This window comes from Glutamicibacter sp. NPDC055354 (genome assembly GCF_053644955.1).
The window spans coordinates 827,137-852,438 of the sequence record NZ_JBSHMB010000001.1 but is presented as its reverse complement, the minus strand read 5'-3'; the positions used below and the strand labels follow the sequence as shown (position 1 = coordinate 852,438).

Below are 25,302 nucleotides of genomic sequence, written 5' to 3'. Positions count from 1 at the left end.
AACGTCTCGCGAAACCGTGGGACGAGTAGTACGAATGAAATAATACGCTCGGAAAAGCCGGTGTCAATGGTGATTCCCGTCACCTGGCCCGGTGTTAATAGCGCGCCTGCGGGAGCGATTGGGCGGATCTGCCACAGCCGCGCCGCCGGTTAAAGCAGACCGGCAGCCACGCGGAAAACGCGTGGCTGCCGGTTGGACGCTGGTACTGCTAGGTTTCGAGCAATTCCACGACCCGCTGTGCGGTACCCCAGGAAAGGGTGACCCCAGCCCCGCCGTGGCCGTAGGCCGCAATGACAGGCACCGCGTGCCCGTCGACGCGCTCCAGGCGGATCGTCTCGCGTGCCGGGCGCAGCCCCACCTTGTGCTCCAGGATCTCGCAGCCGGCCAGCTGGGGGACCAGGCCGATGGCACGGCGCAGCATGTCGGTGGCGGTCTGCGGGTCGACCTCGGCGTTGAAGTCGTTGGCCACGTCGGTACCGCCAACAATGATGTCATCGCGGCGCGGAATGATGTAGGTAACGCCCTGGGGATGCTCGTCATAGCAGAGCCAGTGGACCAACCCTGCGGTGTTTGCCAGGCGGATCACCTGGCCTCGGATGGGGTAGACAGTGCCGTCATCCCCGGTGAGTTCGCCGCCACGCAGACCCGTGGCCAATACGACGGCGTCGGCCTCCTCCTGCAACTCGTCGATGGATTCGATGGTGCGCTGGATGAACTTGACGCCCTTGGCCAAGGCTTGTTCATGCAGCCAGGACAGGTAGAGAGGCATAGTGATCACCGGGACGGTGGCACGCATGCCGGCGGCGGCAATGCGCGGGATGTCTTCTGCCGGGGCTTCGGCGGCGTCGGCGACGATCTGCGCCCAAGAGCGGTCTTGCTCCGGGGACGCTTCCAGATTCAGGCCGCGGCGCAGGTCGATGCCGGTTTCCTTGATGCCGGAGAGCTCCTCGAAGCGTGCCAGTGAACGGGCGAGCAGCAGATCGGCGGCAGCGGAGTTCTCCGAGTGGTACGGGAACCAGATGGCTGCGGCCACCGCGGAGACCGTCTGCAGCGGCAGCTGGTCGGCGATGACGGTGACCTGGTGGCCGGCGGCAGCCAGCTCATGGGCGGTGGAGAGCCCGATGACGCCGGCGCCGATCACCGTGACCTTGCGGGATGGCTGCGCGGCATCGGGCAGCGGGGCGGAATGCATGGGAACCTTTCGGGCAGGTGGCGAGGGGAAAGCAAAGGCCGGTGCCGCGATCCTGGAGTGCAGGATCGCGGCACCGGCGATGCGGTGCAGGCTAGAGCAAGGTGGCCGCGGCGCGGTCGATGATCCAGCGGGTCGCTTGGGTGCCGTGCACGGCCGAGGCCGGGACAGCGGTCTCGTTGACCTCGTGCTGGGCCTTGGCCAGCGCCGGCGCCTTGTCGGCACCGGCCACGATCAGCCAGACCTCCTTGGCGGTGTTGATGGTGCCCATGGTGAGCGTGACGCGGTGCGCAGGCGGCTTGGGGGAGTCGTGGACCGCGATGACTCCTGGCTCATCGGACCGGGTGTGGTTCGGGAAGAGCGAGGCGACATGCGAGTCCGGGCCCATGCCCAGCATCAGCACATCGAACGCGGGGTTCAAGGAGCCGTCTTCGGCTTCCCCGGCCAGTTCCTCGGCGTAGGCCGCGGCGGCCTGCTCGGCGGACTCGTACTTGTCGCTGGCGCCCATGGCGTGCACGGTGGCGCGGTCCAGGCCCAATTCATCCAGCGCGTCGAACAGGGCTGCGGCCTGCAGCACGTTGCGATCTGCTGAATCGGTGGCGACAAAGCGCTCGTCGCCCCACCAGAAGTGCACCTGCGACCAGTTGACCGAGGCCTTGGCGGGGTTGGCCGCGACGGCTTCCAGGGCGGCGATGCCCAGCGAACCGCCGGTCACCACCACGTGGGCAACTCCGCGGGCGGCCAGTGCATCGGCGATCGAGGTGATCAGCCGGGCCGCAATGGCGTGGGCGGTAGCTTCCGGGTTCTCATGGATCAGTATTTGCCTAGCGATCACTGGATCTGATGCTCCTCAGGTTGGTCAGGTTCAGGCCCTTGGTGATGACCTCGCCGAAGACGTCATCGGCGTCCAGGCGGCGCATCTCTTCGGCCAGGCATTCGGCCACCGAACGCCGAGGCAGGGAGATGCGCTGCGGGGCCGATCCGGGCAGGTAAAGGTGGGCTACCGCGCCGGAAGGCCGCGAAAGCTCCACGTCGCCGGCTTCGCGCGCCAGCCGGACGCTGGAGAGCCCGCCATTGGACTTGTCCGCGGCGATGGTCACCGGGACGTCCAGGCACAGGGTCAGCCAAGCGGCCAGCAAGGTGGTGGACGGGGAATTATCCGAGCCCTTCACGGTGATGCCCGAGAGCCCCTCGGTGCCGATCAGGTCGATGATGCTCGCCAGCTGGGCACGCCACAGGGTCAGCCGCGTCCAGGCGAGGTCGGTGTCGCCGGCCTGGTAGGTCTCGATGCGGCTGAACAGCGCGGCGGTGGGGTCTTCGGTTTCCGCCGAATCGGTGATGCGGCGGTGCGCCAGCTTGCCCAGCGCGGTGCCGGCCGGATCCTGCGGCACGCCATGCGGCCACCAGGCCACGATCGGCGCATCGGGCAGCAGCAGTGCGGAGATCAGCGCCTCGTCGGCCACGACATCCGGGCCGTAGGTGCGCATCACGATCACCTCGGAGGCGCCGGCGTCCCCGCCCACGCGGATTTGCACGTCCAGGCGGTTGGCCTCGGACTTGCTGCCGCGGACCACCACGATGATCCGGCAGGGATGCTCGCGGCTGGCCAGGTTGGCCGCCTCGATCGCGTTCTCGGCGAACCCCTCGCGGGTGATGACCACCAGGGTCATCACGCGGGAGAGCGCCACCACGCCGTGGGTGCGGCGCGAGGAGATCAGCTTCTTGGCCACCTTGGAGGTGGTGGTGTTGGGAAGATCGATCATCATGGTCGTCTCCAGGTCCTTCCATCCTTGGCCATCAGCTCATCGCTGCTTTCGGGTCCCCAGGAGCCCGGAGCGTAGGGATCGGGCTGGGTGGGCTGCGAGGCCCAGTACTCCTCGAAAGGATCCAGGATGCGCCAGGACTGCTCGACTTCCTCATGTCGCGGGAACAGCGGCGGCTCACCGAGCAGCACATCGAGGATCAGCCGCTCGTAGGCCTCGGGCGAGGATTCGGTGAAGGCGTTGCCGTAGCCGAAGTCCATGGTCACATCGCGGATCTCCATCTGGGTGCCGGGCACCTTGGAGGAGAAGCGGATGGTCGCGCCTTCATCGGGCTGCACGCGGATCACGAACGCGTTCTGGCCGAATTCATCGTCCTTGTGGTCGGTGAACAGCAGGTTCGGCGCCTTCTTGAAGACCACCGCGATTTCGGTGACGCGGCGGCCCAGGCGCTTGCCGGCACGCAGGTAGAACGGCACCCCGGACCAGCGGCGGGTATTGATGTTCAGGCGCACCGCCGCGTAGGTCTCGGTCTTGGACTTCGGGTTGAAGCCCTCCTCGTCGAGGAAGCCGACGACCTCCTCGGCGCCCTGCCAGCCAGAGGTGTACTGGCCTCGGGCACTGGCCGCTCCCAGGTCCTCGGGCAGCTGGACTGCGGTGAGCACCTTCTCCTTTTCGCTGCGCAAGTGGTCCGCGTCGAAGGAAATGGGTTCCTCCATGGCGGTCAGCGCCAGCAGCTGGAGCAGGTGGTTCTGGATGACGTCGCGGGCCGCGCCCACACCGTCGTAGTAGCTGGCGCGGCCGCCAATGCCGATGTCCTCGGCCATGGTGATCTGCACGTGGTCCACGTACTTGTTGTTCCACAGCGGCTCGAACATCTGGTTGCCGAAACGCAAAGCCAGCAGGTTCTGCACGGTTTCCTTGCCCAGATAGTGGTCGATGCGGAACACCGCGTCCGGCGGGAACACGGACTCCACGATCTCGTTCAGTTCGCGGGCGCTCTGCAGGTCGTGGCCGAAGGGCTTCTCGATGACCACGCGTTCCCAGCCCGGGTTCTTGTCCTTGGCCAGCTTGTGCTCGGAGAGCTTCTGGCAGACAACCTCGAACCAGCTCGGCGGGATCGAGAGGTAGAAGGCGTGGTTGCGCCCGGTGGACCGGGATTCGGCCAGTTCGTCCAGGGTCGCGGCCAGCTTCTCGTAGGCGCCATCATCGTCGAAGGCGCCGGAGATGAAGCGCATACCGGCGGCCAGCTGGGCGAACACGGTTTCGTTGAAGGGGGTGCGGGCGCTGGCGAGGATCCATTCGCGGGCCTGGTCGGCGAAGTCCTGTGCCGTCCAGTCGCGGCGGCCGAAGCCGACAATCGCAAAATTCGGGGGAAGCAGTCCGCGGTTAGCCAGGTCGTAGACCGCTGGCATGAGTTTCTTGCGGGCAAGGTCGCCGGTGATTCCGAAGAACACCAGCGCGCCCGGACCGGCAATGCGGTTAAGCCGCCGGTCGCGGGCGTCGCGTAGTGGGTTGCTCATAGTGCCTTACTTCGCTGCCTCTAGCAGGGCAGCGATTCCGGCGGCGCGGTCCGTGAGGTTCACGCGCAGCACTGGGCGGTTATGTTCGGCGTCAGCCAGTACTGCGCCATCGCCGATCGCCTGGGCGGTGATCAGGCCGCCGAAGGTGTACGGACGCTCCGGGATCCCAAGGTCTTCCTTGTGATTCGCGGTGACCTGCAAGAACACGCCCTGTGCCGGGCCGCCCTTGTGGTACTGGCCGGTGGAGTGCAAGAAGCGCGGACCCCAGCCGAAGGTGACTGGACGGCCGGTCTTCTTGGCGAGCAGATCGCGCAGTGCGGCAAGCTCCTGGTCCGCATTGCGGTTCAGGTATGCCTGGATGGCAAGGTAGCCGTCTGCCGGAAGCTGCGCGGCGAGCTGCTCCACAGCCGCCTCCAAGGTCTTGGCCCCGGTGCCGTAGAGCTCAACTGGTCCGTCCACTGCATCCGGTGCGCTCTGCGCCGGAGCATCGAGCATGGAACGGGCGGCGATCTTCGCGGCCTCGACATCAGGCTGGTCGAAGGGGCTGATGCCCAGCAGGTAGCCGGCCACGGCGGTGGCGTACTCGAAGATCATGAAGGCGGTGCCCAGCGGTGCACTGAAGTGCACGGCGGTGGCGTCCTCGTCGAAATCCTCAGGCAGCGCGTCGTAGACGAACAGCGGCAGCACGTCCTGGGCCGGGTTCGCCAGCTCCGGTGCATCCACATGCGCGGCAACAGGCAGCACGCCCTTGCCTTCCTTGCCGGTGGACTCGGCGATCAGCTGCTCGGCCCAGTCGCCGAAGCCCGGCAGTGCATCGCCCACACAGGCAATCAGCAGCTTGTCGCGGCCCGCGGTAGCCATGGCGGCACCCAGGTGCAGCGCGAGGTTGTCCTCGTCGTCCAGGGCCAGCACATCGTTGATCAGCCCGGATTCTTCAACCAGGGCTTCGATGTCCGCGCCGGCCAGGCCCGAAGGGACCAGGCCGAAAGCGGTCAACGCCGAGTAGCGCCCGCCGACGTTCGGATCCGCAGTGAATACCGCGCGCACGCCATCAGGATTATCCATGGGCGAGCCCGGATCGGTGACCAGCACCAAGCGGGTCGCCGGATCAATGCCGGCAGCCTGGAACGCAGCGGTGAACGCACGGCGCTGCGAATCGGTTTCCACGGTGGAACCCGACTTGGAAGCAACTACCACGACGGTGCGCTGCAGATCGGTTTCCACGATCTGCTTGACCATCGACGGATCGGTGGTGTCGCAGATGACCAGTTCCACCTCGTCATGGGCGGTGATGACCTCAGGAGCCAGCGAGGAGCCGCCCATGCCGCACAGCACGATGCGGGTCAGGCCCTCTTCTTGCAGCTCATCGCGCAGATCCAGGATCTGCGGGATCAGTTTGCCAGCTGCCTCGAAGGGGTTGACCCAACCGAGGCGGATGGCCGATTCAGCTTCTGCTTCAGGACCCCAAATGGTCGGGTCCTGGGCGGCGATGCGGCTGCCGATCTTCGCTTCGATCAGCTTCGGGAGCAACGCATCGACGGAGGCCAGGGCCTCGCCGGAGGTTACCAGACCAAGCTCCATCTACTTGGCTCCCTTCAGTGCCACAGCCATGTCCTCAAGCAGCTCGTTCCATGCGACGTCGAACTTCTGAACGCCTTCGACCTCGAGCAGGTCCACGACCTCGTTGTAGTCGATGCCCAGTGCAGCGAGCTTGTCCAGCACGCGGTTGGCCGCATCGTAGCCGCCGGCGATCGCGTTGCCGCGCACCTCGGCTTCAGCCACGGTGGCGTCCAGGGTCTTCTCCGGCATGGTGTTCACGGTCTGCGGTGCGACCAGTTCGGTCACGTACAGGGTCGATGGGTAGGCAGGATCCTTCACGCCGGTCGAAGCCCACAGCGGACGCTGGACGTTGGCGCCGGCAGCTGCCAGCACCTCGTAGCGTGCCGAAGCGAAGGACTCTTCGAAGACCTGGTAGGCCAGGCGGGCATTGGCCACGCCGGCCTGGCCGCGCACGGCGGCCGCGGCATCGGTGCCGATGGCGTCCAGGCGCTTGTCGATTTCCGAATCCACGCGGGAAACGAAGAAGGAAGCGACCGAGTGGATCTTGGACAGGTCCACGCCGGCAGCGTGGGCCTTCTCCAAGCCCAGCAGGTAGGCGTTGATGACCTCGCGGTAGCGTTCCAGCGAGAAGATCAGGGTGACGTTCACCGAAATGCCGGCGGCAATGGTTTCGGTGATGGCTTCCAGGCCCTCGACGGTTGCCGGGATCTTGATCAGCACGTTCTCGCGGTTCACGCGTTCGTACAGGGCCTTGGCCTGGGCGATGGTCGGTGCGGTCTCGTGAGCCAGGCGGGGATCGACCTCGATGGACACGCGGCCGTCGAAGCCCTGGGAGGACTCGTAGACGCCCTTGAACAGGTCGCAGGCAGCTGCCACGTCGTCGCTGGTGATCTCGGTGATCGCGTCTTCCACCGAGCGGTGCTTCTGCTCGGCGATGGCCTCGCCGTACACCTCTGCCTTGGACAGCGATGCCGCGAAGATTGCCGGGTTGGTGGTCACGCCGACCACGTTCTTCTCTTCGATCAGCTTGGCCAGCGAGCCGCTGGTCAGCCGTTCACGCGAAAGGTCGTCCAGCCAGATGGAGACGCCGGCATCGGACAGGGCCTGGGTATTCGGGTTGCTCATAATCTTTACTTCGGTTCCTTACTTGGCAGCGTTCTGCATGGAGGTTTCGGCAGCGGCTACAACAGCCTCGGTGGTGATGCCGAACTCGGAGTACAGCTTCTTGTAATCGGCGGAAGCGCCGAAGTGATCCAGCGAAATGATTTCGCCGTGCGCGCCGACCAGCTCGCGCCAGCCCTGGGCTACGCCGGCTTCAACCGAAACGCGGGCGGTGATGGCTGCCGGCAGGACCTCTTCGCGGTAGGCCGCGTCCTGCTTGGCGAACCATTCCAGCGAAGGCAGGGATACCACGCGGGCAGCGATGTTCTTGGCTGCCAGTGCTTCACGGGCCTCAACGGCCAGCTCGACCTCGGAACCGGTAGCCAGCAAGATGACATCCGGAGTGGTCTCCGCGCCATCGCGCACAGCCTCTGCGAGGATGTAGCCGCCCTTCAGGGTGCCTTCGGCGCCGCGGAAGCCGGTGGCCGCGCGGTCGTAGATTGGCAGGTTCTGGCGGGAAAGCACGATGCCCGACGGGGTGTCGGTCAATTCCAGCATGCCGCGCCATGCGTAGGCGACCTCGTTGGCATCCGCCGGGCGGACCACATCGAAGTTGGGGATGATGCGCAGCGAAGCGAGCTGCTCCACTGGCTGGTGGGTCGGGCCGTCTTCGCCCAGGCCGATGGAGTCGTGGGTCCACACGAAGATCGAGGGGACACCCATCAGCGCGGCCAAGCGGATCGCCGGGCGCTGGTAGTCCGAGAAGATCAGGAAGGTTCCGGAGAATGCACGGGTCGGGCTGGAGAGCACGATGCCGTTCACGATCGAGGCGGCGGCGTGCTCGCGGATGCCGAAGTGCAGCACGCGGCCGTACGGGCTGGCGGACCAGGAATCGGTGGAGCGGCGCTCGGGAGCGAAGGACTTCGCGGTCTCGATGGTGGTGTTGTTCGAACCGGCGAGGTCGGCAGAGCCGCCCCAGAGTTCTGGCAATTCATCGGCGATCGCGTTGATGACCTTGCCCGACGCGGCGCGGGTAGCCATGGTGGAGCCTGGCTCGAAGGTCGGGATCTTCTCGGTCCAGCCCTCTGGCAATTCGCCAGCCTGCAGGCGCTCAAGCAGGGCGGCTTCTTCCGGATTGGCGGACTTCCAGGCCTCGAAGGTCTCGTTCCACGAGGCGTGCAGCTGCGCACCGCGGGTTACGACCTCGCGGGCGTGAGCCAGTACATCGTCCTCGATCTGGAAGTTCTTCTCGGGGTCGAAGCCCAGGATCGTCTTCAGGCCGGCAACTTCGTCGGTACCCAGCTTCGAGCCGTGGATGCCGCCGGTGTTCTGCTTGGTCGGCGATGGCCAGCCGATGATGGTGCGCAGGCTGATGATCGACGGGCGGGAGGTCTCGGCCTTCGCGGCGCGCACAGCAGCATCCAGTGCGGCCATGTCCTCGACGTATTCTCCGGTGACGGTCCAGTCCACGCGCTGGGTGTGCCAGCCATAGGACTCGTAGCGGCCCAGCACGTCTTCGGTGAAGGCGATGTCGGTATCGTTCTCGATGGAGATCTTGTTGTCATCGTAGATCACAACGAGGTTGCCCAGTTCCTGGTGGCCGGCCAGCGAGGAGGCCTCGGAGGTGACGCCTTCCTGCAGGTCGCCATCGGAAGCGATGACGTAGACAGTGTGGTCGAACGGGCTGGTCCCTGCCTCGGCAGCTGGATCCAGCAGGCCGCGCATGCGGCGCTGGGAGTAGGCGAAACCAACGGCGGAAGCCAGGCCCTGGCCCAGAGGACCGGTGGTGATCTCAACGCCGGCGGTGTGGCCGAACTCGGGGTGGCCCGGAGTCTTGGCGCCCCAGGTGCGCAGCGCTTCGATGTCTTCCATCTCCAGGCCGTAGCCCGAGAGGAACAGCTGCAGGTACAGGGTCAGCGAGGTGTGGCCCGGGGAAAGCACGAAACGGTCTCGGCCGATCCAGTTCGGATCCTTCGGATCGTGGCGCAGGTGCTTCTGGAAAATCAAGTAGGCGGCCGGAGCCAAGCTCATTGCGGTACCGGGGTGGCCATTGCCAACCTTTTCGACGGCGTCGGCTGCCAGGACACGGGTGGTGTCGATGGCCTTACGGTCCAACTCGGTCAGTGAGAATTCTTCAACTAAGGATTCAGTCGCCACAGCGGCGTTCCTTCCATTCAGGCTTGGACGGGAGATATCTCCCGCTGACACGCAATACGCCGTCGCCTCCTGCTTCCTCCGGCTGTGCTTTATTCAGAGGGATGCAGGTCGCGACGGCGCAATCTGAGTCAACTCTATCGCGAAAAGGCGTATTGGGGCGTTGGATTTAGCAAGATGACACAGAATTATTCGGTTTGCGCAGAAGGTGGACTTGATACGGCTATTCATGCCACGGCGTGAGCGAATTGCTCAGGCATTCTGCGCATCCGTGCGCAGGTGGCAGCCGGGGGATATGGGTGGCCGGGCACTTCTGCCAGCCGGTGCACGGCAACCAGCCAACGCTACAAGGAATAAGATTTGTTCAGCTGGCGGACATCAGTTGCCATCTTTGTTCATTTGGGAGCAGGGTCCGGGGGACCACGCGCGATCTGCCGAAATGCTGTTGGGCATTTGGGACCGGATGAGTTCTCCCGCCGCGCGGGGTTATTCCATCGAAGGCTCCCGGCTCGTCGACTTTGACGTGCTGCAACGGTTCGCGGGAAACGCTGGTTGGGGCGGGGGCCGCCTGCAGAAGATCGGTTCGAAGAGCAGAATCCGATGGGAGCGCGAAGCCGCAAAGGTGCATGGCTAGCCGCCGGGCAGGTGATTGTAGCGTCTTGAATTGAGCCAAATCACCATTTTTCAACTGTGATCCTCTCCGTGGGGAGTTTCAATCAATTTCTATCCAGCGTAGAATGACAGTGTCTGTCTTGTACCCGTGAAGAACTGAGTGCGTTTAATTGAAGACTCAAAGTGTCGCCGCAGCATCAGTGCCCCGCGCATCGCGTCAGCCTGATGAAAATGCCGGCGATTTTCTGAAGCGCAAGGCCAATGCCTATGTGGCGTTGACGAAGCCTCGCGTAATCGAGTTGCTGCTAGTGAGCACCCTTCCGACCATGATCTTTGCCGAACGGGGTTTCCCCTCCGTCTGGCTCATGATCTCCACCCTTGTTGGTGGAGCTATGGCCGCAGGTGCTTCTGGTGCATTCAACTGCTATATCGATCGCGATATGGATAAGTTGATGAAGCGTACCAAGGGGCGCCCTTTGGTCACTGGGGACCTCACCCCGAGGGAAGCACTGGTCTTCTCTTGGGTATTGGCCATAGCCTCCCTGGTGGTTCTCTGGGTTGGCACCAATCCGCTGACGACCGCCTTGGGCCTGGCTGCAATCCTCCTCTACGTCGTGTTCTACACTTTGATCCTCAAGCGCCGTACCGCCCAGAACATTGTCTGGGGTGGCATCGCCGGCTGCATGCCTGTGCTGATCGCTTGGGCCGCAGTGACCAACACAATTGAATGGCCAGCGATCATCCTGTTCCTGGTGATCTTCCTCTGGACCCCGCCGCATTACTGGCCGCTGTCCATGAAGTATGCGGATGACTACAACGCGGCTTCAGTGCCTATGCTGGGCGCGATCGCTAACGCTCGCCGCGTTTCGGTGCAGGTTGTGCTCTACGCTTGGGCCACTGTCGTTTGCTCGATGCTGCTGGTCCCACTGGGTAGCGCAGGAATCGTTTACACCGCAATCGCTGGCGGCGCGGGCATTTGGTTCGTCTACGAATCGCACGTGCTCTACCGCGAAGCGCAGAGCGACCATAAGCCGGCTGAGATCAACCGCAAGGCCATGAAGGTCTTCCATATCTCCATCACCTACTTGTCGATCGTATTCCTGGCCTTGGCCATTGACCCGTTCGTGGGTAGCCCGCTGTTCGGCTAGGTTCAACGCCGCAGCTGAGCGTCGGTTAGCGCCCTTCCTGGAATCCAAATGAAAATGGATTCCAGGAAGGGCGCTTTTCTGCGTTCGAGCGTAGTTGCCCTTCGTATCGGCCAATGCATGCGCACTATGCGTTTAGGCAGAAATTACTCTCATCGAGGGAAATAAGACTAGATCTTGCTATGCAAGTCTTGCTACGCAAGGTACGGTTATCGCATGTCGGATCAACGCGAGAAAATCGCCACGAATATACGCAAGGGCGTCCTTGAGTACTGTGTGCTGGCTTCGTTAGCCAGCGCAGATAAATACGGGTTGGAGCTGGCAGAAGAGCTCACCGCGCGGAAGCTTACCGCCGGCGAGGGGAGCCTGTATCCGTTGCTGGCGCGCATGAAAGCCACTGGGCTGGTAGAAACCTACTGGGAAGAAAGCGCGTCGGGACGCAAACGGAAGTACTACACCATTACCGAGCACGGGCATCTGATGGTTGGCGAGTTCCGCGGGGTATGGGAAGCAATTTCAATGCAAGTCACCGATCTACTTGGAGAGCAACGTGGCATCGACAGCTGAGCAGTACAGTGCGGAAGCGTATTTGCGGGAATTGGGGAAGCTCCTGCGCGGTGCTCCAAGGGATATGGGCTTAGAGCTTCTGGAGGATGTGGCGCAGCATATCGAGGATGGCCGAGCCCTAGGCAGGGATGATGACCAGATCCTCGCCGCGCTAGGCAGTCCTGAAGCTGTTGCAGCCCCTCTGGTGGCCGAGTACGCGGCTCCGCAAGAGCGGGCCATCCTACGCAGGAATAGCTTGGTGCTCGGTGCGGTGGCACTGGTCCTCGGTGTCCTTGTCTCCATCATCGATACGACTCTGGCAGATATCCTGGGTGACCTGCTTTTTGGCGCTTCTGTGCCAGGAGGTGAGGGCAGTAGCTACGACTCGATATATGAGCAAGGCGCATTGCAACTGCTGATCTTCGCAATATTCGGACTTGGCGTAGCGGCCACCGCGGTCATGAAGGGAAAAGCGGCACGAATCTGCGGCTACGCGGCGGCCTTGTGCATGACAGTGCTCGTTGCCGGATTCATTACCAGCAGTGGAATCTTCTATATCCCGTCAATGATCGCAGCATGGATGCTTGTCGGAATCAATGGGCGTTCTTCCAAATCGGTGAATCGAGAACCGCGTTCGAAATTGATCCGCATCATTGGTGGCACTGCTCTGCTATTGCCAGTCGTGTTCCTGGGAGCCGCATCGTTCACGGGTATCGAGCCGAACGTCGCCGTATACGCATACCTTGCCCTGGGCTTGGCCTGCGGCATCGGGTTCTTGTCCAATTCCCGGATTGCTCTATGGGCTACCTGCGCTTGCGGTGCTGCCCTCCTTGCGGTTTCCGTCGTGGATCAAGGGCTGCTGCTTGCGTCATTCTGGCTAGCCGGAACAGTCTATTTCTTCTTTGGGCTTTATGGTTTGATGTGGTTCACGCGCCGTGGAACGGCCGGGGGACAGCGTTAAGCATCTGGGGGTTGCCCTGCACATCGAGTGCAGGGCAACCCCCAGTCATTTACTCAGGATTCTAGTAATCGTTGCGCTGGTATTCCGGAAGGATGGCAGCCCGATCCCAGACGTTTGCCGAGGCGGCAAGCAGCAAGCTCGCGCCGAGCATGTGGGAGAGTACCAGGGCGACAGGCAACCCATTGAAATGCTGGATGTAGCCAATTGCTGCCTGGACCGCAATTGCCGCGACAAGCCACCAGATGGCGATGCGAAGCTGGGTGTTTCCGCCCTGCTTGTAGGCCAGGATCAGCACCACGATGGTTGCGGCAACGAGCAAGTACACCGGAGCAGTATGCATGCGGGTTACCAGCAGCGGATCGAACAAGTGGCGCGGGGCATCGGCATCGCCTGCATGCGGTCCGGTGCCGGTCACGATAGTTCCGAATGCCACTGCGAGCAGGGAGAAGATCCATGCGGCGAAGGAGAGCTGGCGGATCGACTTGCTGCTCTGATCGAACTTGCGGTTCTTCAGTTCCTTGGCGGTGCGGTTCACCTGGAATGTTGCCATGATGACCAGTGCGCCGGAAATCAGGAAGTGCACCGAAACGACCCAAGCGTTCAGTCCGGTCCACACGGTGATGGCTCCGATGAGCGCCTGCAACGCGATGCCGGCGAGCAAGCCGATGGACAGCTTGAACAGGGTGCGGTGGGTCGGGCGCATCTTCCAGATGGAGATCAGGAACGCGACAGCGATGACCAGCAGGACAAAGGTCAGCAGGCGGTTGCCGAACTCGATGATTCCATGGATGCCCATTTCCGGGACAGGGGTCATCGAACCGGGAACGCAATTGGGCCAGTGGGAGCAGCCGAGGCCCGAATTTGTCAAGCGTACGGCTCCACCGGTGACGATAATGCCAATCTGCGAGATCAGGGATGCGATCGCGAGACCATGCACGAGGCGAGTGACCTTCGTGGGCAGTTTATCGGCCCAGCTCTGGGTGGCTTGGGCTGAAGACATTGAAATCTCCCTTTTCGGAATTTGGGTGGTGGTCAGCTCCATTTGAACAGCTTGATGGCTGCAAAGGAGCCAACTGCTGACCAAAGGATCAAGAAGATGAGGCCAGCAATGCTGAACTGGCCGTGGATCAGGGCATCGCGCATGGCATCGCCCAGCGCTGCTGATGGCAGCGCATTCAGGGTTGGCTGGGCCCAATCAGGGGCCATGCTCAAGGGGTAGAGGACACCGCCGGCACCGGCCAGCAGGATCCAGGCAAGGTTGGTGATCGCCAACGTCGCTTCAGGGCGGACGGTGCCGGCAATCAGCAGGCCCAGCGCGGTAAACGCGGCTGCGCCCAGGAGCAGGAAGAGTATAGCCGGAGCAATGCCCCAGGGGTTCGGATGCCAGTCCAGGAACAACAAGGAGACAGAGCAGATTAAGACGACCTGGATCAGCAGGACCGACAGTACGGCAATGACCTTGCCGAAAATCAGTCCGGTTTTCCCCAGCGGCGTAGTGGAGAACATGGTCAGCACGCCATAGCGGCGGTCAAATCCGGTGCCAATTCCCTGCCCGGTGAAAGCCGTCGAAATGACGCACAAGGCCAAGACGCCAGGAACGGCGGCATCAATGCTGCGGTCTGCGACATCCTTGACCAGATCGGTCAGGGTGAGCACGAAGAGCGCAATGAGCGGCATGACAACAGCGAGAATGAGCTGTTCGCCATTGCTGAGCATCTGGATGGATTCGTATTTGCCCTGGTTCAGGATTCTGCGCAGTGGCGAGACAGCATTGGAGCGTGCCTGTGTTTGGCTCATGCCCTTCCCTCCTTCTGTGCGATTTCAAGGAAAACGTCTTCGAGGCTTCGTGACTGCAAGTTGAGCTCGGTTGGCAAAATGCCCTCCTGGAGCCACCAATGGGTTAGCCAGTTCAAGTGTTCGGGGGAGTTGACCCCGTCGAGCCGGTATTGGCCGGCTCCGGTCTCCTCCAGATGCAATCCTGCCGGTGGTTCAGGTAGGCGCAGCCCTGCTGGGGCGCAGAAGGACACCGGGCGGGTGTCCTGGTCTTCGGCAGCGCGGGCCGTCAGCTCGGCCACGGTGCCTTGCGCCACGGTGCAGCCCTTGTCGATGATGTAGACGTAGTCGCTGAGTCGTTGCGCGTCATCCATGAGGTGGGTGGTGAGGATGATGGCCTTTCCTGCATCGCGAAGTTCGGCAATGAGGTCGAAGACTACCTGGCGGGACTGCGGATCCAGACCAGCACTTGGTTCATCGAGGAAGAGCACTTCCGGATCTCCGGCCAGCGCCAGGGCCAAGGCGACGCGCTGCTTCTGGCCACCAGAGAGACGGCGGATCGTGCGGGTGCCAAATGATTCGAGATCCAACCGTGTGATCAACGCATCAATATCAGTGGGCTTCTGATAGAGGGAAGCGACGTGCCTCAAGAGCGGAACCGGGCGCATTGAGGGTGGCAACCCTCCGTCTTGGAGCATGACTCCGACGCGGGAACGCAATTCGGGATTGTCGCCGAAGGGGTTCTGGCCCAGGAGTTCGACGGTTCCGCCTTCGGGCTGAAGCAGCCCCTGGGCACAAGCGAGGGTCGTGGATTTGCCGGCTCCGTTAGATCCTAAAAGCGTGGTGACCTGACCCGGATAAGCTTTTAGGGACACCGACTCCAGGACTCGCAACATGCGATTGTCCAAGGCGGGGACCGGACCTAAATCTTTAGCCAGCTCGTTGATGACAAGGCTGGGAGTTACAGAAGACACTGAAACATTCTACGACATGTCGAACTGGCTGAGCTGAGTGTTTTGTCACCAACCCTCGAGTTCCGTTGAGGTGGGCGGGACAATGGAAGTGTCAGAGGTTCGATTCAAGTAACGCACTAGTCGGGCAAGCATGTCCTTAGTAAGTCCTTCCTTACTAGACCTAGAGCAAAAATTTACGCATGATTGTGTTGTGTATTCATCAAATTCAGAATCAGCTAGTGGCTCCACTGCCGCGACAGTTGGCGCAGTTGGGGATACCGAGGAGCGTACGCGCGACCGCGTCCTGTACGCAGTACTCGAGGACGGGCCGGTCAGTGCTGCCGAGCTTGGAAGCAAGCTGGGCTTCACGCCTGCTGCGGTCCGCCGTCACCTCGACGCGCTCTCAAAATCGGGACTCGTAGAGGTGAAACTGGTAGCCAACCAGAAGACCGGTGCTGGACGTCCGTCGCGTCGCTACGTGCTTTCGCACCGCGGGCAGACGAAGTTGGGCAACGATTACCTGGAGATTGCTTCCGACGCATTGAAGATGCTCGGCGATGCGGCCGGAGAGGACGCGATTCGCAAGTTTGCGCGTAACCGCTTCGCATCAATGGAAGACCGATACGCTAAGGCGCTGGTCGGCGTTGAAGGGCTGGAAGCACGAGCCGAGGTGCTGGGCAATTTGCTCAGTGCAGATGGATTCGTGGGATACACCCGAAAAGTGGATACCAAAGTGGCAACTGCCCTGATGCATAGCGTGCAGCTATGCCAGGGACACTGCCCGATACAAGACTTGGCACGAGAGTTTCCAGTGTTTTGCGACATGGAAACGGAAATGTTCGCCCGCTTGCTAGGCGTCGACGTCCGACGACTGTCGACCTTGGCCGGTGGAGGACACGTGTGCACGACCCACATCCCTGTGGGGCGTGAAAAGGCGCCAATGCGCGCTGAGAAAAGAACTCGAATTCAGTTCACGAAGCAGGAGAGGCCGCGATGACGGATCAGATTGCACAGGAGTCTGCCGACCCGGGTGTAATTTCCGAAATTCTGGAGAAGAACCCCGAACTCCACGGAATCGGCAATTACGAATACGGCTGGTCAGACAAGAACGACGCGGGTGCAAATGCGCGCCGTGGCGTCGACAAGGACGTAGTGGCGAATATTTCCGCCCTGAAGTCCGAGCCAGAATGGATGCTGGAGCGTCGCCAGAAGGCGCTGAAGTACTTCGATCGCAAGCCAATGCCTACCTGGGGTCCAGACCTCTCGGGTATTGATTTCGACAACATCAAGTACTTCGTGCGTTCCACCGAGAAGCAGGCGACCTCCTGGGAAGAACTTCCAGAAGACATCAAGAACACCTACGACAAGTTGGGTATTCCAGAGGCTGAAAAGCAGCGTCTGGTGTCTGGCGTTGCCGCCCAGTACGAGTCCGAGGTTGTTTACCACCAGCTGCGTGAAGACCTTGAAGCCCAGGGCGTCATCTTCCTTGACACCGACACTGGACTGAAGGAGCACCCGGAGATCTTCCAGGAGTACTTCGGCTCGGTCATTCCAGCGGGCGACAACAAGTTCGCTTCGCTGAACACTGCCGTGTGGTCCGGTGGCTCGTTCGTGTACGTCCCGAAGGGCGTCCACGTGGAGATCCCGCTGCAGGCTTACTTCCGCATCAACACGGAAAACATGGGCCAGTTCGAACGCACCCTGATCATCGCTGATGAGGGCTCCTACGTTCACTACATCGAGGGTTGCACCGCACCGATCTACCAGTCGGATTCGCTGCACTCTGCCGTTGTGGAAATCATCGTGAAGAAGGACGCCCGCGTTCGCTACACCACGATCCAGAACTGGTCGAACAACGTCTACAACCTGGTGACCAAGCGTGCCGTCTGCGAAGAAGGCGCCACCATGGAATGGGTCGATGGCAACATCGGCTCGAAGGTCACCATGAAGTACCCAGCCGTTTACCTCGTTGGCGAACGCGCCAAGGGTGAGACCCTGTCCATCGCCTTCGCCGGCGAGGGCCAGCACCAGGACACCGGATCCAAGATGGTCCACATCGCTCCGAACACCTCTTCGGCCATTGTGGCCAAGTCGGTGGCTCGTAACGGTGGCCGCTCGGCTTACCGCGGCCTGGTCCAGGTCCAGGAAGGCGCCAAGGGCACCAAGAACTCGGTGGTCTGCGACGCGTTGCTGGTCGACCAGATCTCGCGTTCGGATACCTACCCGTACATCGACGTCCGCGAGGACGACGTAACCATGGGCCATGAGGCGACCGTCTCGCGCGTTTCCGAAGAGCAGCTGTTCTACCTGATGTCCCGCGGCATGGCCGAGGACGAGGCCATGGCAATGATCGTGCGCGGCTTCGTTGAGCCAATCGCACGCGAGCTGCCTATGGAGTACGCGCTGGAACTGAACCGCCTTATTGAACTTCAGATGGAAGGATCGGTCGGCTAAGAATGTCGGAGACCACCACCCATATCCCAGCAGAGAAGGCGCGCATCGGCGCACCATCGATTCCTGGTTTCACCGAAGAGGGCGAAGACCTTTCGCCGATCAACGACAACGACAGCTCGCCGCTGGCCGGTGCCTCCACCAAGGCGCACAGCCACGGCGGCGGAGTTGGAGTTCCCGATTCATCGCGTGCCGGTCGACTGACCAGCACCAACGTAGATGACTTCGCCAAGCTGACCGGTCGTGAAGAGGACTGGCGCTTCACCCCGCTCAAGCGCCTGAAGGGCCTGCACAGCGATGACCTCACCGGCGCGGCTCCGAAGATAGAGCTCGCCGGCAACGGAATCGCCAAGCTGTCGGTTGTTCCGGTTGGCGACGCGCTGAACGGTGTTGCGCATACCCCGGATGACCGCGTGTCGGCCAACGCTTGGAAGTTCGCTTCCGAGACCCACGTTGTGACGATCCCGAAGAACGCCGAAGGTGCCAACGCAACCCTGCGCATCACAGGCGAGTCGCTGGCAGCGGCGGCTCAGCACCTCATCGTTGTTGCCGAGGAAAATTCCGAAGCTACTGTTGTGCTGGACCACGTTGGTTCGGCAGTGCTGGCACAGAACGTCGAGTTCGACGTCCAGGCCAACGCCCGCCTGACCGTGATCTCCCTGCAGGCTTGGGAAGATGACGCCGTTCACGCTTCCTCGCAGCAAGCGCTGGTAGCTGCTGGCGCTTCGTTCAAGCACATTGTAGTTTCCTTCGGTGGCGACTTGGTTCGCGTGAACCCATCGGCTCGCTTCACCGGCGAACGCGCTGAGATCGAGCTCTACGGCTTGTACTTCGCAGATGCCGGCCAGCACCTGGAGCACCGCTTGTTCGTTGACCACGCTGTTGCCAACTGCAAGTCGAACGTGCTGTACAAGGGTGCGCTGCAGGGCAAGGACGCACACACCGTGTGGGTTGGCGATGTGCTGATCCAGAAGGCTGCTGTGGGTACCGACTCCTACGAAGCCAACCGCAACCTGGTTCTGACCGATGGCGCCCGCGCTGATTCGGTTCCGAACCTGGAAATCGAAACCGGTCTGATCGATGGTGCTGGCCACGCATCGACCACCGGCCGCTTCGACGATGAGCACCTCTTCTACCTGATGGCTCGCGGCATCGATGAAAAGACCGCACGCCGCTTGGTAGTTCGCGGATTCCTGAACGAAATCGTTCAGCAGATCGGCGATGAGGCTCTGCAGGAGCGACTGACCGACACCATCGAAGAAGAATTGGCTGCTACCGAGAACTAGGTAGTGCTCGCTTCACCAGCTTTTTAGCCTTAGCGCTTTTTAGAAAGAAACGGAACGACGTATGTCTACTCTGGAAATCAAGGACCTGCACGTCTCGATTGACACCGAGCAGGGCGAGAAGGAAATTCTCAAGGGTGTAACCCTGACCATCAAGACCGGCGAAACCCACGCAATCATGGGCCCTAACGGCTCGGGCAAGTCGACCTTGGCTTCGACCATCGCTGGCCACCCGCGCTACAACGTCACCTCCGGCTCCATCACCCTCGATGGTGAAGATGTCCTGGAGATGAGCGTCGACGAGCGCGCCAAGGCTGGCCTGTTCCTGGCTATGCAGTACCCGGTAGAGGTACCAGGCGTAACCATGACCAACTTCCTGCGTACCGCCAAGACCGCCATCGACGGCGAAGCTCCAAAGCTGCGTACTTGGACCAAAGACGTCAAGGAAGCTATGAGCAAGCTGAAGATCGATGCCGACTTCGCTGGCCGTAACGTCAACGAAGGCTTCTCCGGCGGCGAGAAGAAGCGCGTCGAGATCCTGCAGCTGGAACTGTTCAAGCCCAAGTTCGCAGTACTGGACGAGACCGACTCCGGCCTGGACGTCGACGCTCTGAAGGTTGTCTCCGAGGGCGTTAACCGCGCACAGGACGAGAACGAAATGGGCACCCTGCTCATCACCCACTACACCCGCATCCTGCGCTACATCAAGCCAGAATTCGTGCACGTGTTCGTGGATGGCCGAGTTGCAGAACAGGGCGGCCCGGAACTGGCTGACCGTCTGGAAGAAGAAGGCTACGACCGTTACCTGAACGTCAAGGCCTAAGGTTACAGTCATGAGCGAATCGACCGAACAGGGCACGGGAGCCGCTACGACTCCTCTGGAAGACGTTGAGGAAGCGCTCAAGGACGTCATTGACCCTGAACTGGGTGTCAATATTGTCGACCTGGGTTTGCTGTACGGCCTGAAGTACGCGGATGACGGCGTACTTTTGCTGGACCTCACGCTGACAACCGCCGCTTGCCCGCTCACCGATATTATCGAAGAGCAGGTCGGCCAGGCGCTGGAGAGCGTTGTGGACGACCACCGTTTGAACTGGGTCTGGATGCCGCCTTGGGGTCCAGAACGAATCACCGATGACGGTCGCGATCAGATGCGAGCCCTGGGCTTCAACATCTAATTTAGACTGTTTCAAGCAGAACCGCTTGCTCCCTACGGGGGTGAGCGGTTCTGTTCGTTAACGCCCGAGGGGCCTGCATTCCTTCTGGTATCTCGTGGAAGAGCCGAAAGCGAAAGGGGTACCCGGGGCAGAATCGGGGAGCAGCGCATGTCCGAAGCTGCAAACGGTGCACATGAGAGCGCAACGTGGCCGATCGCAGAAATCGACGAAGCACCCAAGGACGTGAATGACCTCGAGCTGGGAGTCAACATTGTTGGCCTGGGCCTGCTTTACGGACGGTGTTTCGACGGCGATTCAGTCCTGGAAATCGACCTGACGTTGACGACGCCTGCCTGCCCGCTGACCGATCTACTCGAAGCGCAGATTGATGAAGTGCTGAAGAACCTTGTCGACGGCCGGAATCAGATGCAGGCCTTGGGGTTCAACATCTAGGCCAATGCCCCAAGGGCTCAATGCGGTACTGACTCGAAAGCAACCGCGCTTCCGGTGCCACCCGCGGCGGCCATGAGCGCGATCGCCCTTTGCCCAGGTATCCGGGCCTGGTTGGCCTGCCAGAACAGCCGAGTCGCAAGAATCGCGCCGCTAGCACCGTAGGGGTGTCCCAACGCCAAGGCCCCGCCACCCTGGTTCACCGTCACCTCGGTGATCCCTAGCTCATCGAGGCATGCCAGGGCCTGGACGGCAAAGGCTTCGTTGAACTCGATCAGTGGAGTGCTGGAAGCAGCAGCGGATGGCAGCAGGCCGATGAGCTTGCGGTACGCCGGTACCGCCGCCATGCCGAGAATGCCGGGATCGCAAGCACCTGAAGCAGAAGCAAGGTAGCGCATTGCGAAGGTTGGGTTCAGTCTCTGGCGCATTTGTTCGCTCACCAAGATCACCGCGGCTGCACCATCGTTAATCGGGCAGGAGTTTCCCGCAGTCACGGTGCCACCGGGTACGAATGCCTGCTTGAGCGCGGCGAGCTTGCGAAGTGTCAGTCCGGGCCTGGGGCAGGTGTCGGCCGCTACTTGCCCGTTGCTTGTATCCACGGTGACAAGCTCGCGATCAAAGAGCCCAGCCGCTTGAGCGCGCAGCGCACGCTGGTGGCTCTGCAAAGCGAAAGAATCTTGCCGCTCTTGTGCGATGCCGTAGGACTGGGCAATATTCTCCGCAGCTTCGCCCATTTCGGGGTCCGGGTCTCGTACTGGAGTGAATCGGGCACGCGAGTAGAGGCGCGGAGGCTGGATTACGGAGGTTTGCTTTTCAACCCGCCATGGCGCGGTACTCACCGACTCCACGCCACCGGCCACCACGACATGCGCTTCACCGCAACGTATCATCCGCGCAGCGGCGGCAATTGCGTCCAGTCCACTGGCGCATTGGGCATCGATGCTGGTCGCGCTGACGGTATTGGGCAGCACCGACGCCAAAGCAGACACTCGCGCTATATTTCCGCCCGGTCCCGCCGCATTGCCGGCAAATACGTGGTCTACATCCGCAGGGGAGATGCCGCTTCGATCTATTAGCGCGTTGATCACCTGAGCCAGCAGTTGGTCTGCGGTAATGCGGGAATACTCCTTGCCTGCTCTGACGATGGGCGTGCGTGCTGCATTGATAATGAAGGCGTCATTCATCTGAGCCAGTCGCTCCGTTCAATGTCCAGATCCTGGAAGTCCAAAGCCGAGGCATTCAATTTTCCGCTGAAGGTCTCGGGCCACGATCGCAAGTAGATGATTTGGTGCGGGATCTTGTACTGGGGCAAATGCTTCTGCAGGCCGGTGAGAAGCGCGGACGGATTGCGGGGTGGCGAAACCGTGTAGGCCAGCAACTTGGCTGGTGCGCTCGATGCATCGATCCGCACTACGGCATTGGCCAGCCCCTCGGCATTAAGCGCTGCGCCCACTTCGCCCGGGTGGATATTGTTTCCGTTGAGATTCATCATCCCGTCGTTGCGACGGGACAGGACGATGCGATTTGAACCCAGGAGCTTCGCCTGATCACCAATGCCGATTGCTGTGCCGCACCGAGAGATGACAGAGTCCGAGCTAAGGTCGTACCCTTTGGCGTTGAACGGGCTATCGATATAGAGCGAGCCAAAGCCTGAACCCGGCGTTGCCTCATGGGTGTGAGCCTGCACCCCGGGAAACAGCTGGCCGTCGAAGTACGGAGTTCGCGGCTGGTTGGCCAGCCGCTCGCGATACGCGATGAGGCTGTGCTCGCTGCTCCCGAAATATTCAACGCAGCGCGCCGAGGGAGCCATCTGGTGAAGAGTTTGCATGGTCTCCTGGTCCAGGAATTCCCCTCCGCTGATGACCAATCGCAGGCTGGAGAACCGTGCCGGGTCATCCAGGGCCAGCACCTTGCCTAGAATTGTCGGTACGCTGACGATACGGGTGCAGCTGACGCGCGCCAGCAATGATGCAACGCCCTTTTGATCCCATTTTCCGGAAGCCAGGAAGGTGCCGCCAGCATGCAGGGACTCGACCATCGCGTAGAGGCCCAGACCGTGGGAAATGGGACTCGGGCAAAGAGTGGAATCATCTGGCGAAGCGCCCAAGATCGTGGCGCCGGCACTCAGGGACGCTTCCCACGATGCAGCACTCCGGAGCACAGCCTTGGGACGCGATGAGCTTCCAGAAGTACAAATGATCAGCAGGTCTTCAGCGCAATGAGTCTTGGTCGCGGGCGCAACGTATTCACCGGGCTCGGGCGGCTCGGGCGGCAAGGCGAATCTTGGGACGCCGGGCAAAGGCCGCGGAACCGTCGATTCAAGCACGAAATCGCATTGAAGAGCGGTTGCCATGGAAGTGGCCAGTTTTCCGGGCCAAGCAGGGTCAATCACCACCAATGTCTTGCCACTGCGCGCGATCGCATAAAAAGCGATGGCCATCTCAATCGGATCGCTGGTGTGCACGGCGATCCGATTGCCTGGAACGGATTCTAGCCGCTTGGCCAGAGCACCGCTTCTGCTGGCCAACTGCGCATAAGTCAGCCGGCTTTCAACCGTGAGCAGGGCAAGATGATCCGGTCGTTGATTGGCCCACCTTGCCAGTGCCTGCCACAGTTCCATCGAGCTACTTCATCAACCCGCGGTAGCTACGGTGCACAGTCAGGGCCACCAGGGTGGCGACTACGGCTTTGAGGACGTCCCCGGGCAGGAATCCGAGAGACCCCAGCAAGGATGTGCCCAGATCAAGCCCGGTAACAGCAGCGGTCCACGGAACGCCAAACAGATAGATGACGACGATTCCGCCAAGGAGAGCCGAGGCCAGTCCGGACATGAATCGGGCGACCTTGTTTTCGTTGCGCAGAACCCAGTATTTGAAGAGGGCTCCAATGACGAGTGAGCCGAAAATCCATCCAATGAGATATCCGCCGGTCGGCCCGAACAGGACTCCAAGCCCACCACGCCCACCAGCCAACAAGGGCAGCCCTGCCAAAGACAGGACTACGACAACCAGTGAGGCCAATGAACCTCGCCAAGGTCCCAATAAGGCGCCGGCCAGCATGACACCCAGGGTTTGCAGGGTAATGGGTACCGGGATGATCCCCAATGTAATAGGGGGAAGGAGCCCCATGGCCGCGATCATGGCGGCAAAGACTGCGACGTATACCGTATTGCGAGTTTGCGAAGTTGAGTCGGTGCGAGTTGGCATTGTGTTTCCTTGGAAGTGCGAGCGAGATGGAAGTAGATGACGCGCTTAGCGTCGGTAAGGTGCTGAATCGTAGCCGCGGGCGTCTAACGCTTCGGCTGTCTCGTCAGCGATTTTTAGTGATCTGATAACTAATGGGACACTCACGGCCAACGGATTGTTGCCCAGACCCCGAGCATGCTGGGCTTCGCGGACTTCGAGGTATACCTTTTTCAATTCCGGAATGAACCGTATTGTCATGGACAATCCCAATGCGATTTGCGCTGGATTAGCTCCAAGGAATCGTAATGGAGAGGCAACCTGTTGGAAGAGCTCGAGCATCGCGTCAAAGCTTGTGGTGAGGCTGACGGCGTAGGCCATCAGGCACATGGTCAGCAGCCGCAGGACCGAGACCACGGCGTTGGCCCAATCGGTTTGCAGGCCGAGAAGAATGAAGACGATGCCGAGAATCATGGCCAATGAGAACAGTGGCATGCGCAGTTGCTTGAGGTCGACCCTAGCCGAAAGCAGCAGTATCGCACTGAGAATGAACAGGGGCAGCAAGACCTGCCACGAGCTAATCAAGTAAAGCCCGATGCTCAGAACCAGCAATGTTCCGAATTTCCATCCCGGCTTAACACGCGCTAGATACGAAGTATTCTTGGCCGCGATCATGCGTGGCTCCATTGGCGGTAATGGGCGATTGCTTCTTCCGGTCGGCCATCGAATGCGATAGCTCCGTCGGTGACCACGAGAACGCGGTCGAAATCTTCAAGTATTTCCAAATCGTGCGTCACCACAATTGCACGTTGCGCCAGCTTGGCAATTTCGCGTTGGAACGCGAGTCGATTGCGCAGATCCAGCATCGTAGTGGGTTCATCGAACACAATCGTTCGTGGCCGCATGGCAAGGACGGAAGCGAGTGCGACCATTTGCTGCTCGCCGCCGGAAAGAGTGTGGCTTTCGCGATCTGCCAGATGCGAGATGTTGAGCTCTGCCAGTGTCTCATGCACGCGCAATTGGCGCTCTGCTTTGGGAATTTGCAAATTCTTCAGTCCGAACGCAATGTCTTCATAGACCAGCGGCATGATGATTTGATTTGCTGGATTCTGGAAGACAAAACCCACATCGCGGCGGATCTGCTTTGCATGATTCCGAGTGTTCAGGTCGCCAACGTGCACGGATCCTTCAGTAGGCAAAACGAGGCCATTGATGAGCCGGGAGAGCGTACTCTTCCCAGCACCGTTTGCCCCGATAATGCCGATGCGCTGTTCGTTGAGAGTCAAGCGCGCATCTTTGAGGACATCGCGCTCTTCAAAGCGGACAGTGACATTCTCAAATCGAATTGGGGGTAGTTCCACGAGTGCTCCAGCGCAAGGTTCGTAGCTTGAACGGCGGGCTCCATGATCGGACAGCCATTCATGCTTGCGTTACAGATGACCGAAGAGCCATCGATTAAGAGCATACTTGATCACCGTTCAATTGTCTTGATCAGTGTTCAA

24 protein-coding genes are annotated in these 25,302 nt (G+C 61.1%); 9 read left to right on the top strand and 15 right to left on the bottom strand.

Features of this window, described 5'->3' with window-relative positions; translation table 11 throughout:
- Positions 1-208: 208 nt before the first annotated feature.
- From ACWICV_RS03910 to tkt, 7 genes are all read right to left on the bottom strand, one after another.
- Complete coding sequence (locus tag ACWICV_RS03910; protein WP_400288109.1) at positions 209-1,192, bottom strand: FAD-dependent oxidoreductase; 984 nt, start codon at positions 1,190-1,192, stop codon at positions 209-211.
- Between the two features lie 91 nt (positions 1,193-1,283).
- Positions 1,284-2,024, bottom strand: a complete 741-nt coding sequence (pgl, locus tag ACWICV_RS03905) for a 6-phosphogluconolactonase (protein ID WP_400288107.1) — start codon at positions 2,022-2,024, stop codon at positions 1,284-1,286.
- Positions 2,014-2,955, bottom strand: coding sequence for a glucose-6-phosphate dehydrogenase assembly protein OpcA (locus tag ACWICV_RS03900; protein WP_400288105.1), 942 nt, complete (start codon positions 2,953-2,955; stop codon positions 2,014-2,016). Before ACWICV_RS03900 ends, pgl begins: the two co-directional genes overlap by 11 nt.
- Entirely contained in the window at positions 2,952-4,472 is a 1,521-nt protein-coding gene (gene zwf / locus ACWICV_RS03895; RefSeq protein ID WP_332594699.1) for a glucose-6-phosphate dehydrogenase, read from the bottom strand. Before zwf ends, ACWICV_RS03900 begins: the two co-directional genes overlap by 4 nt.
- Positions 4,473-4,478: 6 nt before the next feature.
- Positions 4,479-6,053, bottom strand: coding sequence for a glucose-6-phosphate isomerase (locus tag ACWICV_RS03890; RefSeq protein ID WP_400288103.1), 1,575 nt, complete (start codon positions 6,051-6,053; stop codon positions 4,479-4,481).
- The gene (gene tal, locus ACWICV_RS03885) at positions 6,054-7,157 is read right to left on the bottom strand and encodes a transaldolase (protein ID WP_402471021.1); all 1,104 of its coding nucleotides are present in this window, start codon (positions 7,155-7,157) and stop codon (positions 6,054-6,056) included. It abuts the gene before it with no gap.
- A gap of 18 nt (positions 7,158-7,175) precedes the next feature.
- Complete coding sequence (gene tkt / locus ACWICV_RS03880; RefSeq protein ID WP_454090709.1) at positions 7,176-9,290, bottom strand: transketolase; 2,115 nt, start codon at positions 9,288-9,290, stop codon at positions 7,176-7,178.
- A gap of 809 nt (positions 9,291-10,099) precedes the next feature.
- On the opposite strand from tkt, the gene ACWICV_RS03875 reads away from it, so the two are divergent.
- From ACWICV_RS03875 to ACWICV_RS03865, 3 genes are all read left to right on the top strand, one after another.
- Positions 10,100-11,047 (top strand): heme o synthase, encoded by a 948-nt coding sequence (locus ACWICV_RS03875; RefSeq protein ID WP_105656652.1) that lies wholly within the window; start codon positions 10,100-10,102, stop codon positions 11,045-11,047.
- A gap of 213 nt (positions 11,048-11,260) precedes the next feature.
- The gene (locus ACWICV_RS03870) at positions 11,261-11,611 is read left to right on the top strand and encodes a PadR family transcriptional regulator (protein ID WP_454090710.1); all 351 of its coding nucleotides are present in this window, start codon (positions 11,261-11,263) and stop codon (positions 11,609-11,611) included.
- The gene (locus ACWICV_RS03865; RefSeq protein WP_454090711.1) at positions 11,595-12,551 is read left to right on the top strand and encodes a DUF1700 domain-containing protein; all 957 of its coding nucleotides are present in this window, start codon (positions 11,595-11,597) and stop codon (positions 12,549-12,551) included. The genes ACWICV_RS03870 and ACWICV_RS03865 overlap by 17 nt, the downstream gene beginning before the upstream one ends.
- A gap of 61 nt (positions 12,552-12,612) precedes the next feature.
- On the opposite strand, the gene ACWICV_RS03860 is transcribed toward ACWICV_RS03865, so the two are convergent.
- Genes ACWICV_RS03860 through ACWICV_RS03850 form a run of 3 tightly spaced genes read right to left on the bottom strand, consistent with a single transcriptional unit; the run spans position 12,613 to position 15,298 of the window.
- Complete coding sequence (locus ACWICV_RS03860) at positions 12,613-13,551, bottom strand: COX15/CtaA family protein (protein ID WP_400288093.1); 939 nt, start codon at positions 13,549-13,551, stop codon at positions 12,613-12,615.
- A gap of 32 nt (positions 13,552-13,583) precedes the next feature.
- On the bottom strand, positions 13,584-14,348 hold the full coding sequence (locus ACWICV_RS03855) for an ABC transporter permease (RefSeq protein ID WP_105656649.1): 765 nt from the start codon (positions 14,346-14,348) through the stop codon (positions 13,584-13,586).
- Positions 14,345-15,298 carry an ABC transporter ATP-binding protein gene (locus tag ACWICV_RS03850; RefSeq protein ID WP_454090712.1) on the bottom strand — a complete coding sequence of 318 codons (954 nt, stop codon included), beginning with the start codon at positions 15,296-15,298 and terminating at the stop codon, positions 14,345-14,347. The genes ACWICV_RS03855 and ACWICV_RS03850 overlap by 4 nt, the downstream gene beginning before the upstream one ends.
- Before the next feature lie 190 nt (positions 15,299-15,488).
- On the opposite strand from ACWICV_RS03850, the gene ACWICV_RS03845 reads away from it, so the two are divergent.
- The 6 genes from ACWICV_RS03845 (at position 15,489) to ACWICV_RS03820 (ending at position 20,621) form a co-directional block, all read left to right on the top strand.
- Positions 15,489-16,274 carry a helix-turn-helix transcriptional regulator gene (locus ACWICV_RS03845; RefSeq protein ID WP_105656647.1) on the top strand — a complete coding sequence of 262 codons (786 nt, stop codon included), beginning with the start codon at positions 15,489-15,491 and terminating at the stop codon, positions 16,272-16,274.
- Positions 16,271-17,731 carry a Fe-S cluster assembly protein SufB gene (gene sufB / locus ACWICV_RS03840; RefSeq protein WP_133834195.1) on the top strand — a complete coding sequence of 487 codons (1,461 nt, stop codon included), beginning with the start codon at positions 16,271-16,273 and terminating at the stop codon, positions 17,729-17,731. The genes ACWICV_RS03845 and sufB overlap by 4 nt, the downstream gene beginning before the upstream one ends.
- Positions 17,732-17,733: 2 nt before the next feature.
- Positions 17,734-19,014 carry a Fe-S cluster assembly protein SufD gene (sufD, locus tag ACWICV_RS03835; protein ID WP_454090713.1) on the top strand — a complete coding sequence of 427 codons (1,281 nt, stop codon included), beginning with the start codon at positions 17,734-17,736 and terminating at the stop codon, positions 19,012-19,014.
- Positions 19,015-19,075: 61 nt separating this feature from the next.
- The gene (gene sufC / locus ACWICV_RS03830; RefSeq protein WP_105656644.1) at positions 19,076-19,834 is read left to right on the top strand and encodes a Fe-S cluster assembly ATPase SufC; all 759 of its coding nucleotides are present in this window, start codon (positions 19,076-19,078) and stop codon (positions 19,832-19,834) included.
- 10 nt (positions 19,835-19,844) lie between these two features.
- Positions 19,845-20,189, top strand: coding sequence for a metal-sulfur cluster assembly factor (locus ACWICV_RS03825; protein WP_454090714.1), 345 nt, complete (start codon positions 19,845-19,847; stop codon positions 20,187-20,189).
- 147 nt (positions 20,190-20,336) lie between these two features.
- Positions 20,337-20,621, top strand: a complete 285-nt coding sequence (locus tag ACWICV_RS03820) for a metal-sulfur cluster assembly factor (RefSeq protein WP_105656642.1) — start codon at positions 20,337-20,339, stop codon at positions 20,619-20,621.
- 17 nt (positions 20,622-20,638) lie between these two features.
- On the opposite strand, the gene ACWICV_RS03815 is transcribed toward ACWICV_RS03820, so the two are convergent.
- From ACWICV_RS03815 to ACWICV_RS03795, 5 genes are read right to left on the bottom strand one after another with little or no spacing between them, the layout of a single operon-like run.
- Positions 20,639-21,802, bottom strand: coding sequence for a thiolase family protein (locus tag ACWICV_RS03815; protein ID WP_400288084.1), 1,164 nt, complete (start codon positions 21,800-21,802; stop codon positions 20,639-20,641).
- Positions 21,799-23,238 carry a class I adenylate-forming enzyme family protein gene (locus ACWICV_RS03810; protein WP_454090715.1) on the bottom strand — a complete coding sequence of 480 codons (1,440 nt, stop codon included), beginning with the start codon at positions 23,236-23,238 and terminating at the stop codon, positions 21,799-21,801. The genes ACWICV_RS03815 and ACWICV_RS03810 overlap by 4 nt, the downstream gene beginning before the upstream one ends.
- A gap of 4 nt (positions 23,239-23,242) precedes the next feature.
- Entirely contained in the window at positions 23,243-23,824 is a 582-nt protein-coding gene (locus ACWICV_RS03805) for a biotin transporter BioY (protein ID WP_400288081.1), read from the bottom strand.
- Between the two features lie 45 nt (positions 23,825-23,869).
- Entirely contained in the window at positions 23,870-24,475 is a 606-nt protein-coding gene (locus tag ACWICV_RS03800; RefSeq protein WP_400288079.1) for an energy-coupling factor transporter transmembrane component T family protein, read from the bottom strand.
- Positions 24,472-25,161: an energy-coupling factor ABC transporter ATP-binding protein gene (locus tag ACWICV_RS03795; RefSeq protein ID WP_454090716.1), complete on the bottom strand. Its 690-nt coding sequence runs from the start codon at positions 25,159-25,161 to the stop codon at positions 24,472-24,474. The genes ACWICV_RS03800 and ACWICV_RS03795 overlap by 4 nt, the downstream gene beginning before the upstream one ends.
- Between the last annotated feature and the right edge of the window lie 141 nt (positions 25,162-25,302).

Coding starts and splice junctions, on each gene's coding strand:
- ACWICV_RS03910 (WP_400288109.1), bottom strand. CDS start 1,192: ATGCATTCCGCCCCGCTGCCCGATGCCGCGCAGCCATCCCGCAAGGTC.
- ACWICV_RS03900 (WP_400288105.1), bottom strand. CDS start 2,955: ATGATGATCGATCTTCCCAACACCACCACCTCCAAGGTGGCCAAGAAG.
- zwf (WP_332594699.1), bottom strand. CDS start 4,472: ATGAGCAACCCACTACGCGACGCCCGCGACCGGCGGCTTAACCGCATT.
- ACWICV_RS03890 (WP_400288103.1), bottom strand. CDS start 6,053: ATGGAGCTTGGTCTGGTAACCTCCGGCGAGGCCCTGGCCTCCGTCGAT.
- tal (WP_402471021.1), bottom strand. CDS start 7,157: ATGAGCAACCCGAATACCCAGGCCCTGTCCGATGCCGGCGTCTCCATC.
- ACWICV_RS03870 (WP_454090710.1), top strand. CDS start 11,261: ATGTCGGATCAACGCGAGAAAATCGCCACGAATATACGCAAGGGCGTC.
- ACWICV_RS03860 (WP_400288093.1), bottom strand. CDS start 13,551: ATGTCTTCAGCCCAAGCCACCCAGAGCTGGGCCGATAAACTGCCCACG.
- ACWICV_RS03855 (WP_105656649.1), bottom strand. CDS start 14,348: ATGAGCCAAACACAGGCACGCTCCAATGCTGTCTCGCCACTGCGCAGA.
- sufB (WP_133834195.1), top strand. CDS start 16,271: ATGACGGATCAGATTGCACAGGAGTCTGCCGACCCGGGTGTAATTTCC.
- sufD (WP_454090713.1), top strand. CDS start 17,734: ATGTCGGAGACCACCACCCATATCCCAGCAGAGAAGGCGCGCATCGGC.
- sufC (WP_105656644.1), top strand. CDS start 19,076: ATGTCTACTCTGGAAATCAAGGACCTGCACGTCTCGATTGACACCGAG.
- ACWICV_RS03825 (WP_454090714.1), top strand. CDS start 19,845: ATGAGCGAATCGACCGAACAGGGCACGGGAGCCGCTACGACTCCTCTG.
- ACWICV_RS03820 (WP_105656642.1), top strand. CDS start 20,337: ATGTCCGAAGCTGCAAACGGTGCACATGAGAGCGCAACGTGGCCGATC.
- ACWICV_RS03815 (WP_400288084.1), bottom strand. CDS start 21,802: ATGAATGACGCCTTCATTATCAATGCAGCACGCACGCCCATCGTCAGA.
- ACWICV_RS03810 (WP_454090715.1), bottom strand. CDS start 23,238: ATGGAACTGTGGCAGGCACTGGCAAGGTGGGCCAATCAACGACCGGAT.
- ACWICV_RS03805 (WP_400288081.1), bottom strand. CDS start 23,824: ATGCCAACTCGCACCGACTCAACTTCGCAAACTCGCAATACGGTATAC.
- ACWICV_RS03800 (WP_400288079.1), bottom strand. CDS start 24,475: ATGATCGCGGCCAAGAATACTTCGTATCTAGCGCGTGTTAAGCCGGGA.